General features: G+C 32.5%; 16 protein-coding genes. 14 read left to right on the top strand and 2 right to left on the bottom strand.

What is annotated here, in order from left to right; translation table 11 throughout:
- Positions 1 to 19 precede the first annotated feature (19 nt).
- From RH82_RS00235 to RH82_RS18600, 11 genes are all read left to right on the top strand, one after another.
- Positions 20 to 295, top strand: coding sequence for an ATP-dependent Clp protease adaptor ClpS (locus RH82_RS00235; RefSeq protein ID WP_034057120.1), 276 nt, complete (start codon positions 20 to 22; stop codon positions 293 to 295).
- Between the two features lie 424 nt (positions 296 to 719).
- Complete coding sequence (locus tag RH82_RS00230) at positions 720 to 1,523, top strand: hypothetical protein (RefSeq protein WP_156112376.1); 804 nt, start codon at positions 720 to 722, stop codon at positions 1,521 to 1,523.
- A complete protein-coding gene (locus RH82_RS19165; protein ID WP_081979148.1) occupies positions 1,504 to 1,695 on the top strand; it encodes a helix-turn-helix domain-containing protein in 192 nt (63 codons plus the stop codon). Before RH82_RS00230 ends, RH82_RS19165 begins: the two co-directional genes overlap by 20 nt.
- 125 nt (positions 1,696 to 1,820) lie before the next feature.
- Positions 1,821 to 3,539 (top strand): amidohydrolase, encoded by a 1,719-nt coding sequence (locus RH82_RS00225; protein ID WP_034057116.1) that lies wholly within the window; start codon positions 1,821 to 1,823, stop codon positions 3,537 to 3,539.
- 154 nt (positions 3,540 to 3,693) lie between these two features.
- Entirely contained in the window at positions 3,694 to 4,470 is a 777-nt protein-coding gene (locus tag RH82_RS00220; protein WP_034057113.1) for a hypothetical protein, read from the top strand.
- A 19-nt stretch (positions 4,471 to 4,489) separates the two neighbouring features.
- A complete protein-coding gene (locus tag RH82_RS00215; protein ID WP_034057110.1) occupies positions 4,490 to 5,830 on the top strand; it encodes an amidohydrolase in 1,341 nt (446 codons plus the stop codon).
- Positions 5,831 to 6,020: 190 nt separating this feature from the next.
- Entirely contained in the window at positions 6,021 to 6,851 is an 831-nt protein-coding gene (locus RH82_RS00210; protein WP_034057109.1) for an MBL fold metallo-hydrolase, read from the top strand.
- Between the two features lie 126 nt (positions 6,852 to 6,977).
- A complete protein-coding gene (locus RH82_RS00205) occupies positions 6,978 to 8,378 on the top strand; it encodes a hypothetical protein (RefSeq protein WP_034057106.1) in 1,401 nt (466 codons plus the stop codon).
- 608 nt (positions 8,379 to 8,986) lie between these two features.
- Positions 8,987 to 9,256, top strand: coding sequence for a heavy-metal-associated domain-containing protein (locus tag RH82_RS00200; protein ID WP_034057102.1), 270 nt, complete (start codon positions 8,987 to 8,989; stop codon positions 9,254 to 9,256).
- An 8-nt stretch (positions 9,257 to 9,264) separates the two neighbouring features.
- A complete protein-coding gene (gene trxA, locus RH82_RS00195) occupies positions 9,265 to 9,561 on the top strand; it encodes a thioredoxin (RefSeq protein ID WP_034057100.1) in 297 nt (98 codons plus the stop codon).
- Between the two features lie 83 nt (positions 9,562 to 9,644).
- Positions 9,645 to 9,794 (top strand): hypothetical protein, encoded by a 150-nt coding sequence (locus tag RH82_RS18600; RefSeq protein WP_164483823.1) that lies wholly within the window; start codon positions 9,645 to 9,647, stop codon positions 9,792 to 9,794.
- A gap of 77 nt (positions 9,795 to 9,871) precedes the next feature.
- Here RH82_RS18600 and RH82_RS00190 read toward each other — a convergent pair whose 3' ends face one another.
- Together RH82_RS00190 and RH82_RS17515 are read right to left on the bottom strand one after the other, a co-directional pair.
- Positions 9,872 to 11,974 carry a TonB-dependent receptor domain-containing protein gene (locus tag RH82_RS00190; protein ID WP_034057097.1) on the bottom strand — a complete coding sequence of 701 codons (2,103 nt, stop codon included), beginning with the start codon at positions 11,972 to 11,974 and terminating at the stop codon, positions 9,872 to 9,874.
- A gap of 128 nt (positions 11,975 to 12,102) precedes the next feature.
- Entirely contained in the window at positions 12,103 to 12,414 is a 312-nt protein-coding gene (locus RH82_RS17515; RefSeq protein WP_052158126.1) for a hypothetical protein, read from the bottom strand.
- Positions 12,415 to 12,554: 140 nt separating this feature from the next.
- Here RH82_RS17515 and RH82_RS00180 point away from each other — a divergent pair, with 140 nt between their 5' ends.
- From RH82_RS00180 to RH82_RS00170, 3 genes are read left to right on the top strand one after another with little or no spacing between them, the layout of a single operon-like run.
- Positions 12,555 to 13,166 carry a TetR/AcrR family transcriptional regulator gene (locus tag RH82_RS00180; protein WP_034057094.1) on the top strand — a complete coding sequence of 204 codons (612 nt, stop codon included), beginning with the start codon at positions 12,555 to 12,557 and terminating at the stop codon, positions 13,164 to 13,166.
- A gap of 1 nt (position 13,167) precedes the next feature.
- The gene (locus RH82_RS00175) at positions 13,168 to 14,418 is read left to right on the top strand and encodes a TolC family protein (RefSeq protein ID WP_034057091.1); all 1,251 of its coding nucleotides are present in this window, start codon (positions 13,168 to 13,170) and stop codon (positions 14,416 to 14,418) included.
- Positions 14,419 to 14,428: 10 nt separating this feature from the next.
- Positions 14,429 to 15,319 (top strand): HlyD family secretion protein, encoded by an 891-nt coding sequence (locus RH82_RS00170; protein ID WP_034057089.1) that lies wholly within the window; start codon positions 14,429 to 14,431, stop codon positions 15,317 to 15,319.
- The last annotated feature ends 2 nt before the right edge of the window (positions 15,320 to 15,321 follow it).

Here is a 15,321-nt window from a genome sequence, read left to right as displayed (position 1 = left end):
TGTTTGTAAAACTTTAAGAATGAGTACAAAAGAAAAAATACAAGAACATCACGAAGTTGAGACTTTAGAAAAACCTAACAACGAAATTGTTGTTTATAACGATGATTATAACACTTTCGATCACGTTATAGAAACACTTATTAAAGCTTGTGATCATACGCCAGAACAGGCAGAACAATGTACATTGTTAGTGCATTACAAAGGAAAATGCACCGTTAAAACTGGTGCTTTAAAAGAACTTAAACCAAGATGTAGTATGTTGTTAGAAGCAGGACTTAGTGCTGAGATCGTCTAAAAAACCATGAGACAAAACGACTTTAGTACGTTAAAATAATGTTTATTATTTTCAATATGTGGCAAAATTCAATTAGCATAATTTTCAATATATTTGCCCTAAAATAAATCGAAAATTAAAAAGTATTTCTAATAATAAGAAACAAACATTTTGGTATTTAACCCGCTTATTTAGAATTCAAATTAATTAACTTTTTCTTTTTCTTTTTCTTTTTCTTTTTCTAAAATCAATTTATGTCAAATTTCAAACACAACATCTAGTTTATTTAGAAGATTATATGCTAAAGACAATTCAAATATGTGCCGTAATCATAGGTGTTATAACCTTCTTGGTTATTGTATTTAAGCATAAGAGAAACACCTATCAAAAAATCTTACTTTTAGTATATGTACTCTCTTTAACTTATTATTCTGCTTTAGTTTATTTGGTAAAAACAGGTTTAATTATAAATCACCCTCATCTACGAGGCACGGGACCACCAGTTAACTTTGTACATCTTGTAACATTTATGCTGTTTGTGCGTAGTACCGTAAAAAATATTAAGGCACCAAAACGAATAGACCTAATTTTGTTGTGTATTCCTATACTAATCTTCATAGGCGTAGCTCCTTTCTATTTTCAGTCCGTTGAGTTTAAAATAGATCATATCCAATTTATACTGAATAACGAAGATTCAATATTTTATATAACCGTAGGATATATATCTGCCTATTGGAATTTTTTAACCCAGTTTATGGTAGGTATGCTATTTAGTTCTACCGCCATATATATGCTTACAAAAAGAATAAGAGATAAGAGCAAGTCAAAAAGTGAAATTATTTGGCTCATTTGCGTATCGTCACTTATGTTTATAGGAAACTTTATAGGTATAATCTCTCTCCTTTTTGATTCAACCTCCTTCGACACGCACTCACTCGCGTCTTATGTTTTTGCACTCTATATCATTATTATATTTTTATATCCTTTTTTTGAACCAAGAATTTTATATGGCGCTTTAATCGATGTTAAGAAAAAAATTAGCGGCACTCAAGACACAAATATAGAATTTGAACCTAAAGATTTAATTGGCTACCGAGAACAAATTGAAGGTTTTTTTACTTCTGAAATTAGCTACCTAAAACCTGATTTCAGACAAGACGATTTAGCAAAATTTATAAGCATTCCAAAAAAGGAATTATCTCAAATAACGACGCAACTTTACCAAAAAAATTTTCAACCAACTCATTAACGAAAAACGGATAGATGTTGTCCTAAAAAAGTTTAGTAATTTAGATTGGTTAAATTATAGTCTTGAAGGAGTAGCCCTTGAAGTAGGTTTCAAATCTAGAACCACTTTTATAAAAGCATTTAAAGAAAAAACAGGGACTACGCCTTCTCAATATAAAAAGACGATTTCATAGGCTTCACTTGAAACACTTATAAATGTTGTTCAAATTTTAAATCTTGAACAGGTTTTTCTTTAATTATACTCCACATATATTAACATCGACTTATTTTTGATTATTAATAAATTAAAAAATAAACGATGAAGCATTTTACGTATTTATTCATTTTCTTATTATGTCTAACGAGTTGCAAAGACGACAAGAGTAACAGCAAAAATGATGATAACACATCTACAGCAACTGTATATTATAATGGAGATATCGTTGATATGGTTGGAGACGAACCTACTTATCAAGAAGCACTAGTTGAAAAAGAAGGAACTATTCTGTTTATTGGAACTAGTGAAGAGGCTATGAAAATAGCGGGAGAAGGTCATAAAATGAATGACCTCAAAGGAAAAACAATGCTTCCTGGTTTTATTGACGCTCATGCACACTTTTTTGCATTTGGACCACAAGCCACTGGAACAAATTTATTACCACCACCGGATGGAGGTGTTAAAAATATAGATGAACTCGTTAATGAATTAAAAACTTGGGCAGAAACTCCGGAAAACTTGGAGATTACAGGTTGGATTTTCGGACTTGGATTCGATCAAACGCAATTGGCAGAAAAACGGTTTCCTACAAAAGAAGATTTAGATAAGGTATCTACAGAATATCCCGTTCTCATTATGCATATTTCAGCACATTTTGTTGTAATGAACAGTAAAGGACTAGAGTTAGCTGGCATTACTAAAGATACACAAAACCCTGACGGCGGTATTATTCGAAGAATGCCAAATAGTAACGAACCAAACGGAGTGCTTGAAGAACTAGCAGCATTACCTCATATCGCCACAGCTTTGGCTGCATCTGATCCAGTAAAGTTAGCAAAACAGACTAAAATGGGAGTAGAAATGGCAAAAAGTTATGGATATACGACACTCCAAGACGGAAAGACCATGGAGACATTTAATGCCTTAACAGCTTTCGCTGATCAAGGATTATTTGATATTGATATTGTGTCGTACCTAGATTATACGGTTGCACAACACATGGACACCGAATGGAATTCAAAAGATTATAAAAATCATTACAGAGTTGCAGGTTTAAAAGTGACACTAGATGGAGCGCCTCAAGTACAAACCGCATGGAAAACGGAACCTTATTTAGTGCCGCCAGAGGGAGGTAAAGCAGACTATAGAGGGTATCCAGCAATAGCAGATGAGCAAGAAATTGCTGATTTATACAAAATGGTATACAAAAACAATTGGCAAATTAATTCTCATGCCAATGGCGACGCCGCAATAGACCAATTAATTAGAGGTTTGAGAGCTGCAGAAAAGGAATATGGTAAAAAGGATTTAAGAAACGTTTTACTTCATGGGCAATACATTAGACCAGACCAATTAGATGCTTTAAAAGAGCTAAATGTTACAGTCTCACTTTTTCCTTTGCATACCTATTATTGGGGAGATTGGCACGTAGAAATCATTGGTGAAGAAGCCGCTAAGAAAATTAGTCCTACACGTACAGCTTTAGATAAAGGCTTAAGACTAACCATACATTCAGATGCACCAGTTGCTTTACCAAACTTAATGCGAGTAGTCTGGATAGCTGCCAGTAGAACATCAAGAAGTGGTATGGTGATGGGAGCTAATGAAAGATTAACGCCTTATGAAGCGCTAAAATGTATTACCGATTGGTCTGCGTACTCGCATTTTGAAGATGATAAAAAAGGGACTTTAGAAAAAGGAAAATTAGCAGATCTAGTGGTGCTCTCTGACAACCCATTAAAAGTTGATATTGATGCCATCAAAGATATTGTGGTATTAAAAACAATCAAAGAAGGAACTATTGTTTTTGAGAGAGAATAGTAAGTACTATAAGACTTTGAATTAAAATTGCTATTTTACCCGCATTAGATGACACAAGTAGAAATACTAAAGACCGAAAAACCATTAAATACAATAATGTGGTAAAAATCATTAATGAAGTACATCGTATTTCTAAAAAACAATAAAAATTAAAATGAAACAGTTTACTGTAATTTTATTATTAGCTATTCTTTCAATAACTACAGTGAATTCGCAAGAAAAAGCAACCACGGAATCAACAGAGGTTGATGCCTCTAACCCAACTAATCTTTATACTCAAGTTAATGTATTAGGAGAATATACATCTTTAAAAGATGGTACTCATCTCTACGGTATGAGGGCAAATGTTCAATATTCATTCGACCCTAACAATTTAGTCTTAGCAGAAATCCCTTTACTCTACAATGATGCCACAAGTTCTTTTGGGCTAAGTGATATTAGAGTCCGTTATTTTACAATTGCAAAACGCGTAATGACTGCAGAAAAGTTTCATGTAATTGCACCTTTTATTGACCTTACTTTACCAACTGGTTCTTTTGAGAACGGTTTAGGCTCAAGTAGTTTTGTGTTATCTGCTGGCGTTGTTTATGGGTTTTCAGTTTCTAAAAAAATTATGCTATTCCCTGGTTTGAGTGCTGTTCATGTAACAAAGCCTAGTACAGATTTAATTCCTGATGCGTTTAAATTTTCAGGTACAGGTTTTTTGACTCAAGCCAATATGAGTATAAGATTCAATAAAAGCTGGTTTCTTTTTGTTAATCCAATTGTGACCATGCTAAATACAAATGGTGAATGGAACGAAGCTTGGTCTGGGGAATTTAACTTAAACCATATGATTATTCAGAACAAATTAAAAGCGAATATTGGATACTTTCCTAATTTCACTAACGAATTGAATACCATTAGACTTGGGGCCACTTTTTTCATATAAATTTTAAAAACAACACCTTATGCAGACCAAATATTTCAACAGCGTATTAGTTTTAGTCTTCTCATTTTTTTCAACTGCACTAATAGCACAGAATCAAAAAACAACCATAGAGCAGGCCGTAAATTTGAGTAACGACAAATACGTTGCTATCTTCAAAGATATCCACGAAAACCCAGAACTAGGGTTTATGGAAATAAGAACTGCTGGCATCGTCGCTAAAGAACTAAAGTCGTATGGCTATAAAGTGACAGAAAAAATTGGTATCACTGGTGTTGCCGGTGTACTCAAAAACGGAGATGGTCCAATAGTGATGTATCGTGCCGATATGGATTGCAATGCGGTATTAGAACTAACCGACTTACCTTATAAAAGCACTAAAATAGTAAAGCTAGATGATGGTAGTGAAACACCGGTCACGCATGCTTGTGGACACGATGTGCATGTAACTTGGATGTTATCTGCTGCAAAGTTTATGGCAGAACATAAGTCGCTTTGGAAAGGTACTGTTATATTTATTGGTCAGCCTGCAGAAGAACCAATACTTGGAGCTGAGGCAATGGTTAAAGATGGCTTATACACCACACATAAAATCCCAGAACCAGATTATTTATTCGGAATTCACTCTATGCCAATTTCAGTAGGTATGGTCGCTGCTGCTTCAGGAGTTAGAATGGCAGGAACCGATCAATTTGATGTCACTTTTCACGGTATAGGTGGTCACGGCTCTAATCCGCATTTATCTAAAGACCCAATTCTTATGGCTGCTTCTGCAATCATGCAGTATCAAGCTATAATAAGTCGAGGTATTGATGCAAAAAGTGCTGCTGTGATTACGGTAGGTTCAATCGAAGCAGGAAAAGATAATAATGTAATTCCTGATACGGCATTACTAAAAGTTAATCTGAGATGGTTTACCGAGAAAGACAGAAGGTTGATGATTGATGGCATCACACGAATCAATGAAGGTATCGCTCATGCCTACGATTTACCTAAGGAAAAATATCCTACTATTAAATTTAAGGGCTGGTCGTATCCACTAGAAAATAATACGGAATTAACTAAAGTTGTCAGGGAGTCTATATATCCATTAGTTTCAGATAAAAAGTTTGTTTTAGATGAAACTGTAGTACCATCAGTTATGGGTTCTGAGGATGTCCATCATTTGGTTATTAATAATGCTAAAAAAGACTACGCTTATATCAATGTTGGTATTGCCAATCCAAAACGTTTTGAAGACGCCTTCAAAAAAGGACAACTCCCTTTTAATAATCACAACGGTAATTTTGAAGTTGATTTAACTGCCATTCCATTTGGCTCTAAGGTAGCTATAACATCTATGTTGGCGATTTTTAATCAATAGATTGTCGTGTGTTAAAATTAAAACAACTGTAACAAAATAAAAGAGTTTCTATGCTGTGCTTTTTAATGAATTGGCTTATTTGAGTCAGGCCTATTTCAGAAGAAAACGATTAAAAGCTGATACACTTAAAAACAAGCTTAAGACAGATATAGTTCATACTTTTTGATATTCATAATAACAAACATTATTTATGGCACGCATCACAACTACTTTTTACGGTACTCGAGGGTCTATTCCCATTTGTGACCCTAAATATCTTGAGTTTGGAGGTAACACCACCTGTATCGCTTTCCTTATGCATAGCACCAACCGTATTAGCATCCTAGATGCGGGAACAGGCATCAGAGCCCTAGGCAAACATATTAATGAGAATTTTTCTGAGCAAAGTGCTATTGATATCGCCTTTACTCATTTTCACTGGGATCATATTCAAGGCTTACCGTTTTTTGATCCTGCATATAATCCAAATCGAACAATTAATATTGCGGCTTTAGGAGAGGGTGGTCAATTTACAGACCTTCGAAAAATTTTCAAAAATCTCATGATAGAAGAATATTTTCCGATTCAGCTCGAAAATATGGGAGCCAAATTCAACTTTGATTTCAAAGAAGATAACATTTATGAAAACAAGGGCATCCTACTCAAAACAATTAAACAAAATCACCCTGGAGGATCCTTTGGATATCGTCTTGAAGTTGAAGGATGCATCATTGTTGTATGTACTGACCTAGAACATGGCGATACTATTAACGAAGATATCGTTGCTTTTGCCAAAGATGCTGATCTTTTAATACATGAAGCACAATATACAGATGAGGAGTTACTACGTCATAAAGGATGGGGCCATAGTAGTTTCAATCAAGCCATTGAAGTGGCAGAACGCGCTGGAGCGAAACAACTCATAATGACACATCACGATCCCGATCATGATGATGAATGTCTTAGGAAGATAGAAAAAGAATGCCAAGCTCGATTTAAAAACTGTTCACTTGCTCGTGAAGGTATGTCGATTGAACTTTGAAATAGCCAATTGAACGCTACAAATATCAAAATCTAGACTTGAAAATAATTAGAATACCCAGAACTTAACATAAAAATGAATTTTTCCTATTTGTCTTTTTAATGCTAACTTTTAATTGCGAGATCAATGAAATCCACAACACTCCTATTTCTTATTATTTCGGCGTATTCTTGGGGTCAAGAAGGCAATTATAAATTTAATAATTTTGGGAACAGATCTATTTTGCTATCTGGAAATGTTACGGGTAGTGTGTCTGATATTGGTCTCGTTTACTATAATCCAGCAAGATTAACAGCATTAGAAAATATAGGGTTTGAATTTAACGCTAAAGCCTATCAGATAAATTCTTTAAAGTTGACTACGATATTTGATGAAGAACGTCAACTAGACAATACATCCTTTGGAGGCGTTCCATCATTAGCAGGCGGAACATTTAAATTATTTGGTGAGCGCTTTGCATACTCCTTTCTAGCCCGAAGAAGATCTAACTTTAATTTAGGTTTATCTAGTCGAGAAATTACAGATAATATTACCGAATTATATCCTGATGTTGAAACCTATAATCTTAAAGCTTCAATAAACAGCAAAGTGGATGAAGACTGGTACGGTCTAACCTGGGCAAAGGAAATTTCTAAAAACTTTAGTTTAGGAATTTCTGTATTTGGATCATCCTATAGTTATAATGGCGTCAGAAGTGTAAATCATACGATCCAGTACAATGAAGATGCTGTCGCCTATTTTCTAACTAAAACAGGCTTTGATCAAAAGTCGTATGGTTTTCATATAAAGCTTGGTGCTTTTTATAAACTAAATAACATCGATTTAGGTTTAAATATTAACGTCCCGTATATAGAAATCTATAACGAAGGTGGCTATAACTTCAATGAAGTAACTTCAGGAGTAGGCAATGGATTTGATGTTTTTTATGATTACGAATTTGAGGACCTTAGTGCTAACCTTAAAGAACCATTAGGTATTTCATTAGGTGCAGGCATACCAATTAAAAGAAGCAAAATTCATTTAAACATAGATTTTGTCTCTGGCCTTTCAAATTATTCAAGAATTAATGTTCCCAATATTGAAATCGGAGATGCTTCATCAACACCCATATTTTTTAACGAAGAGCGACAATTTGTACTTAATTTTGGGGTTGGTGGTGAGGTCTATGTTAGCGATAAATTTAAATCCTATTTTGGATTTTCAACAGATTTCAATGCTTATAAATCTAGTGCTACAGTTTTTGATCTTAGTACTGATGATGCAGAGAATACAGCTATTGCAGCAGACTATTATCATTTAAGCGGAGGAATTGATTGGAAAATGTCTTGGGCAAATATTGTTTTAGGTGTGACTTATGCCTCTGGTTCTTCAAGTTTTCAAAACCCCTTTAATTTAAACTTATCAGGTTTAGACCTAAATACCACGCAAGACTCTAGCCTGTCCTATAAGCGTTATCAATTTATAATCGGCTTAAAGATTCCGCTAGCAGACAATATCAAGAACAAAATAAAAAAGGCAACAGAATAAAGTTGATTTTCTAGATTAAAAACAATCGATAATATTTATCATTTTAGTTTCCTATTAGGCTCAGAATACACAAAAAAACAGCCCTTTTTTATAGTAAGAGCTGTTTTAGAATATGGCCTGCGCATCAATCATAATTTAGAACTGATTGCTAACCTTCTCAACGATTTAAAATTTAACAGTTACAATTCTTGGGGAATAGGCTTGGGAGTAGCTTATAAGCTATAAATTAAAATAGAGATGAAAACTAGAATATTACCTGTTCGTCTTTTTATTACTAACTTTTAATTGTAAAACCAATGAGATTCATAAAACTCCTATTTGTTCTTATTTCGATATATTCTTGGAATAAGAGTCCATAATATATTTTTAAATCTCGGTAAAAACGCTATTACAGCGCTTTATAATCTGTAATTAGTGCAGAGATTATATAATCCATTCTAAATCATATCTGTTTTTAATAAATCATCTTCTTTTATTTTAAAAGATTGCCTTCAGTGTAACTTATGTTACTGCGTAAAACAAAGTGTTTTCCTATTTTTGTAAAATATATTTAACAGGAATGGCAAATAAATAAAATTCATTTTCCGAAATTTAAAATAGCCTTAAAAATGAAAACCTCAATAGTAGTACAAAACTTAAAATGTGGTGGTTGCGCAAGTACAATTACTTCAAAAGTATCAGAAATTGAAAATATTTCAGATATTAATATAGGTATAGATAAAAGTAAAGTATCATTCAATTATATAAACGAAGTAGATGCTCTAGCTGTAAAAAACAAACTTAAAGCATTAGGTTATCCTTCAATAGAAGCCAATAATTCATTGACATCTAAAGCTAAATCTTTTGTAAGTTGTGCGACTGGTAAATTTTCAAAATAATTAGAATTATGAGTAAATTTTCAGAAATAATAAACCAAGACAAACCCGTTTTAGTAGACTTTTTTGCAACATGGTGTGGACCATGTAAAGCATTGACTCCTATTTTAAAACAAGTAAAAGATGTATTAAAGGAAAACGTATCTATTATTAAAATAGATGTAGATAAAAACCAAGAGTTGGCATCAAAGTATCAAGTTAAAGGTGTGCCAACGATGCTATTGTTTAAAAACGGAAAACAAGTTTGGAGGCAATCTGGTGTATTACAAAAAGATGAAATAATTAAAATAATAGAAGCTTCAAATTAATAGATTTAATGATAAATATCATCTTTAATATAAAAGCTATATAATAATTTTACATTATTAAAATAACACTAAATTATAATACTATGACATCTCTAAGCATTGCGTTACAAAACTATAATAACGGAGTAGTAATGATCGCTGTTTTTGCACTCGTTTGTGCAATTCTTGTCGGTTTATTAATAAAATTTATGGCTACTAGTGATAGAGATAAAGATGAACCTAAAGAAAGATAGTTCACAGTTGAACTAATAATTATAAAAAAGGAGCGCATTTAAAATGCACTCCTTTTTTGGTTACCGAAAGTTATGTGTTAAAATTTATATTGTAAAAACGCTGAAAAATTTCGTCCTGGCTCTGTAATTGGAGTCCTTCCAAAATTTGCTTGATTAGTAAAAGAGAAATTTAAATGACTGTTATAAGCTTCATCTAATGCATTAATTACAGCAATACCTAGCGTTATACTCTTTATTGGTTTTACACCAAAACGGATATCTAAAGTTTGGTAGCCATCGGTTTCTGTTTCACCAAAACTTTTAGAGATATTATCTTGTTTAGAAATAAGGTTATACTTTATGTTTGCCCAAAATTTCTCTTTTTGAAAGCCTAAACTTAATTTGGTACTTAAAGGAGGTGTTAAAGGTAAAGACTCTCCTAAATCTTTGTTTTTTGCATAAACATAGGCAAACTCAGTTCTAAAATAGTAATCCTTTAAAAAATCGACTTGAGCCATAGCTTCAAACCCGGTTTTATAAGCTTCATCTATATTTTGAAACACTTTTACATATTTCGGTTGTGCCATTGGCATAAACTTGCGTGTAATTGTAGGATCTACTACTCCAACTATATAGTTTTCGAATGATGAATAATAAAAGGACGTTTCATATTTAAAACTATTAAAACCATTTTCTAACGGTTCGTTTCCTTTAAAACCTATTTCAAATTGATTATTTACTTCTGCTTTTAAATTTGGGTTCCCTAAATATTCATAAGGATCTTGACCAACAGTAAAGTGGTTAATAAAACGCTCTATCATATTAGCAGAACGCACTCCGCGTCCAAAAGCAGCTTCTAAAGTAAAACGATCTGATACTCTGTTTTTAATAGAGACTGTTCCGCTTACATTATGTTCTGTTCTTTTTTCAAGTTTGTATAACGCTGCAAAATCCGCTTCGGGATCTTTTATGTCTGAAGTTACATTGTCATACCGAACGCCAACTGTAAAAATGTTTTTAGCATTAATAGTATACTTTGCTTCCGTAAACACACCTAAATCTGTAATATAAGAATCTTGCCAAACCTTATCATTAAAAGTCATTGGCATCGGTAATGGGCTTCCGTTCATAACTTTCACGAGTCTGGTTCTTCCGCCATCTCTAGCAATATGCATGGCATCTAAACCAGAAAACACATTCAGTTTTTCTGCTGGTTTCCAATTTAATTCTAATTTACCACCAATAGTTGTTGCTTCTACTGCAGAAACTGCTTCCATCATCATAAAAGAAGGTCTATTATCGTTTGTCATTAAATGATCTACATAGCTATAATAGGCTTTTGCAGTTAATGATTTTGCTATTTCACCAATATTATCCAGTTTATAATCTAAAGCTAAAATACTACTGTTGTCATATTCAGTATCCATTGGTAAGGCAGCGTGTAAAACATCGCGACCAAAAGATTGTCTCCAATGTGCCTGTAAACGTTCGTCTTCAGACAAATTATAACCTATTTTGATTCCGTAGTCTGTACTTCTAAAAGACGAAGGTATTTCGATAGCATTTCCATCTTCATAATTACCAAAATCTCTATAACCAACATTAGCTACAATGTCATATTTCTCTTGAATGTATTGTAATTGTGCTAAGTTTACTAATGCGTCTCCATTACTTTCATATCCAGATGAAACTTTTCCGTGTAAACCATAATCTTCATAATCTGGTTTTTGAGTTACCAAATTAACAACACCGCCAAAAGTTGCTCCATATCTTACTGTGTATGGGCCTTTTATAATTTCAATTTTAGCAATTTCTTCTGGAATAATATGTGTTGTAATTGGGTCCATTCTGTTAGGGCACGCATGCATGGCTTTAGTACCACCATCGTACTGAATATTCAATTGCTCGTATTGAGATGCTCTAAAAGAAGGATCTATTGCGTAATTCCCTCTTTTTATAACAGAGAGTCCGTTGATGTCATTAAATAAATCTGCTACGTTTTTTGGTTGCACAATATCCTTTTCATAATTATTGGCAACAATTGTAAGTACTGGATCTTTTTTTAGGTTCCCAGTAATAAGTACTTCGTCTAAGGTATTAATTTTTTGTTTTGTGGTGTCTTTTTGAGTTTCGGTTTGTTCTTGCCCAAAAGACATAGCTGTAATTAGTGCGCATAACAACACACTATATAATGTTTTCATGTATAGTAATATTATAGTTAACTTAAGTAATTTTGGTAGAAAAAACTACCTCGTATAAAAGAATAACTATACTTGAGGAGGATGAAAACAATTGTTTACACTTGTAAAAGCGTATAGGTTTTGATAAACTATAGGACTTTTTTTTTGTTGTTATATTTTTGAAACACAACAACTTCAAAAGCACTTGAAAATAAAATGAGCTCTTTAAAATCGATAATACTCTCAGGTGTTTTTTGGTCTTTATCTAGAGACTTTGTAACTTTTTTTAAATGACACTTACCATTACATTTAAGTTCTGGCTTGTCTTTATTTTCGCATAGGGCCTCAATAAAACCAACAGGATCTATATTGTAATAAGCATAAGTTAATGTAACTCTAGTACTATTAAAAAGTAGTAGTGTTGTTAAAATAACAGAGAATATGTAAGCACTTATTTTCATTGGCACAAAAATAATATATCGTGTTTTTAATACAACTGATTTTTGTCATGTTTTAAATTTAGTTTTGAAAATCAAAACAAATACTAGTATAATTATTTTTTGTGTATTTGTTAACCAAATGGTTAAACCGTATAGTTGAAATGAAAAAAAAGAAAGACGAAAATACTGAAGTAAAAATACTAGATGCTGCAAAAAACATATTTCAGTCTAAAGGAATGGATGGCGCACGTATGCAAGAAATTGCAGATAGAGCTGGAATTAATAAAGCCATGCTTCATTATTATTATAGAAGCAAACAGTTACTTTTTGAAGCCGTTTTTACAAATGCATTTTCGCTATTAGCGCCGCAATTAAATGCTATTTTAAATGATGATTCCTCTATTGAGGAAAAAATAAAAAAATTCACATCTAACTATATTACGTTTATGATGAAGCATCCGTATTTGCCAAATTTTATTATTCAGGAACTTAATAGGAATGAAGATTTTATTTTAAAAATGAAGAACAACACTGGTTTTCCAAATTTAGAAAAGTTTAAAAAGCAAGTCTATGAAGAGGTTAAAAAAGACATTATAACATCCATTAGTGGAGAACAATTATTTATAAATACCCTCTCACTTTGTGTGTTCCCTTTTGTGGGCAGACCATTAATAAAAGCGCTAATTAACACTGATGAAGTGACTTTTAACCAAATAATTGAAGCACGCAAAATAGAAGTTGCCAACTTTATTATTAACTCAATAAAAAAATAAGATGAAAAAGTTAGTATTCATATTAGCACTAACGTTTAGTTTCTCTGTTATAGCACAAGAAAGCATAACTTTAAATACGTGTTATAACTTAGTTGAAACCAATTACCCTTTAGCCAAACAAAGTAAACTATTTGAAGATCAAAATAAGATAGATTCAGATGTTATATCCAATTCAAAATTACCACAATTTAGTATGGATGCTCAAGTAACTTATCAATCGGAAGTTATCGAAATCCCTATACCAAATGCTAATATAGAACCTTTAAACAAGGATCAATATCGTGCCACAGTTTCAGTAAATCAAATCATTTATAATGGAGGTTTAACGGACGCTTCATTACAGGTTAAATCTGCTCAATTAAAAACCAAACAAAAACAGGTTGAAATAAGTTTATATCAATTTAAACAACAAATCAATCAACTCTATTTTTCTGTTTTACTCGCACAGGAATCTGAATTATTATTAAACGCCAAGCAAACACAAGTGCAAGCAAAACACAAAGAAGTACAATCTGGGATTAAGTATGGTTTAATTTTACCAACTTCGGATTTAATATTGGAAGCCGAATTAATAAAAATAAGCCAGCAACTTCAAGAATTAGAAAGCAATAAAATTGCACTTATTGAAACACTTTCAAGTTTAATAAGTCAACAATTAAATGCTGCTACCCTATTTCAAAACCCACTTATAGAGACACAATTACAAACAGAAATATCAAGACCTGAATTGGAATTACTTCAACTTAAAAAAGAAGAAATTGAAAGTTCAGAAATACTAATCTCCAAGCAAAACGCACCAAAATTAATTGGTTTCGCAACTGGTGGCTATGGTAATCCAGGATTGAATATGCTCGATAATTCGTTTCAAACATTCTACACACTTGGCGTAAAATTACATTGGAATATATTTGACTGGCATTCAAATAAGAAGCAACGTGAGTCTTTAGTAATCAACAAAGACCTTATAGATAATGAAACTGAAATCTTTAAACTAAACACCAATATCAAATTAAATCAGCTCCAAAAAGAAATAGATAAAATGGAAGTGATCATTATATCTGATGCTAAAATTATTAAGCTTAGAAAAGAAGTATTAAAAACAGCCGATTCGCAACTTAAAAATGGAGTGATTACGTCTTCAGCATATGTTACAGAACTCACCAATTTATACCAAGATGAAAACACGTTGGTAAGACATGAAATTCAGTTAAAACTCACAAAATCAAATTACAATGTCATCAAAGGACAATAAAAACAGACACATGAAAAACTACAACTATATCTTAGGATTAAGCATCATGACGACTAGCTTGTTTTCATGTGAAAACGACAATGGAAAAGCAGATGGTTACGGAAATTTTGAAGCTACAGAAATAACCATTTCAGCGGAAACTAACGGAAAGCTAATGCCGTTTACTATTAACGAAGGAGATGTGCTCGAAGAAGAACAGTTTATAGGCTATATCGATACTATTCAACTGGCATTAAAACGTGAACAATTAGAAGTATCTAAAACTGTTATTAGCTCAAAATCAAAAGGTGTGCTATCTCAAATATCTGTACTAAACTCCAAGTTTAAAACAGCCAAAATAAACAAAACTAGAGTTGAAAACCTAATTCGAGATAATGCAGGAACGCAAAAGCAATTAGACGATGTTTCAGGAGAAATGGATGTTATTAAAAGTCAAATTAGAAGTGTAGAAATCCAAAATGCACCCGTGGTTAACGAACTTAAATCTATTGATATTCAAATAAAACAGATTGATGACCAAATCCAGAAAAGCAAAATTACAAATCCTATAAACGGAACAGTCTTAACCAAATACACAGAACCCAATGAAATTACCGCTTTTGGAAAACCATTGTATAAAATCGCAGATTTAAGTACCATGCAATTACGCGTGTACATTAGCGAAACACAATTAGCCAATATTAAAATAGGACAAGAAGTTTCTGTTAAAATTGATGATGCAGATACTATGAAATCTTATAATGGGATGGTTAGCTGGATAGCTTCAGAAGCCGAATTTACACCAAAAATAATTCAAACTAAAGAAGAACGTGTTGCACTGGTTTATGCAGTAAAAATTGACGTTAAAAATGATGGCAGTCTTAAAATAGGAATGCCAGCAGAATTATGGCTAACAAATTAAAG

It is taken from the genome of Lacinutrix jangbogonensis, assembly GCF_000797445.1.
GTDB classification, from domain to species: Bacteria; Bacteroidota; Bacteroidia; order Flavobacteriales; family Flavobacteriaceae; genus Lacinutrix; species Lacinutrix jangbogonensis.
The sequence above is the reverse complement of the archived record's forward strand: the minus strand, read 5'-3'. Positions and strand labels throughout refer to the sequence as shown.

Excerpts from the sequence above, each read along its gene's own strand:
- RH82_RS00235 (WP_034057120.1), top strand. The coding sequence starts at position 20 with ATGAGTACAAAAGAAAAAATACAAGAACATCACGAAGTTGAGACTTTA.
- RH82_RS00175 (WP_034057091.1), top strand. The coding sequence starts at position 13,168 with ATGAAAAAGTTAGTATTCATATTAGCACTAACGTTTAGTTTCTCTGTT.
- RH82_RS00170 (WP_034057089.1), top strand. The coding sequence starts at position 14,429 with ATGAAAAACTACAACTATATCTTAGGATTAAGCATCATGACGACTAGC.
- RH82_RS00220 (WP_034057113.1), top strand. The coding sequence starts at position 3,694 with ATGAAACAGTTTACTGTAATTTTATTATTAGCTATTCTTTCAATAACT.
- RH82_RS00200 (WP_034057102.1), top strand. The coding sequence starts at position 8,987 with ATGAAAACCTCAATAGTAGTACAAAACTTAAAATGTGGTGGTTGCGCA.
- RH82_RS18600 (WP_164483823.1), top strand. The coding sequence starts at position 9,645 with ATGACATCTCTAAGCATTGCGTTACAAAACTATAATAACGGAGTAGTA.
- RH82_RS00190 (WP_034057097.1), bottom strand. The coding sequence starts at position 11,974 with ATGAAAACATTATATAGTGTGTTGTTATGCGCACTAATTACAGCTATG.
- RH82_RS00205 (WP_034057106.1), top strand. The coding sequence starts at position 6,978 with ATGAAATCCACAACACTCCTATTTCTTATTATTTCGGCGTATTCTTGG.
- trxA (WP_034057100.1), top strand. The coding sequence starts at position 9,265 with ATGAGTAAATTTTCAGAAATAATAAACCAAGACAAACCCGTTTTAGTA.
- RH82_RS00215 (WP_034057110.1), top strand. The coding sequence starts at position 4,490 with ATGCAGACCAAATATTTCAACAGCGTATTAGTTTTAGTCTTCTCATTT.
- RH82_RS00210 (WP_034057109.1), top strand. The coding sequence starts at position 6,021 with ATGGCACGCATCACAACTACTTTTTACGGTACTCGAGGGTCTATTCCC.
- RH82_RS00225 (WP_034057116.1), top strand. The coding sequence starts at position 1,821 with ATGAAGCATTTTACGTATTTATTCATTTTCTTATTATGTCTAACGAGT.
- RH82_RS17515 (WP_052158126.1), bottom strand. The coding sequence starts at position 12,414 with ATGAAAATAAGTGCTTACATATTCTCTGTTATTTTAACAACACTACTA.
- RH82_RS00180 (WP_034057094.1), top strand. The coding sequence starts at position 12,555 with ATGAAAAAAAAGAAAGACGAAAATACTGAAGTAAAAATACTAGATGCT.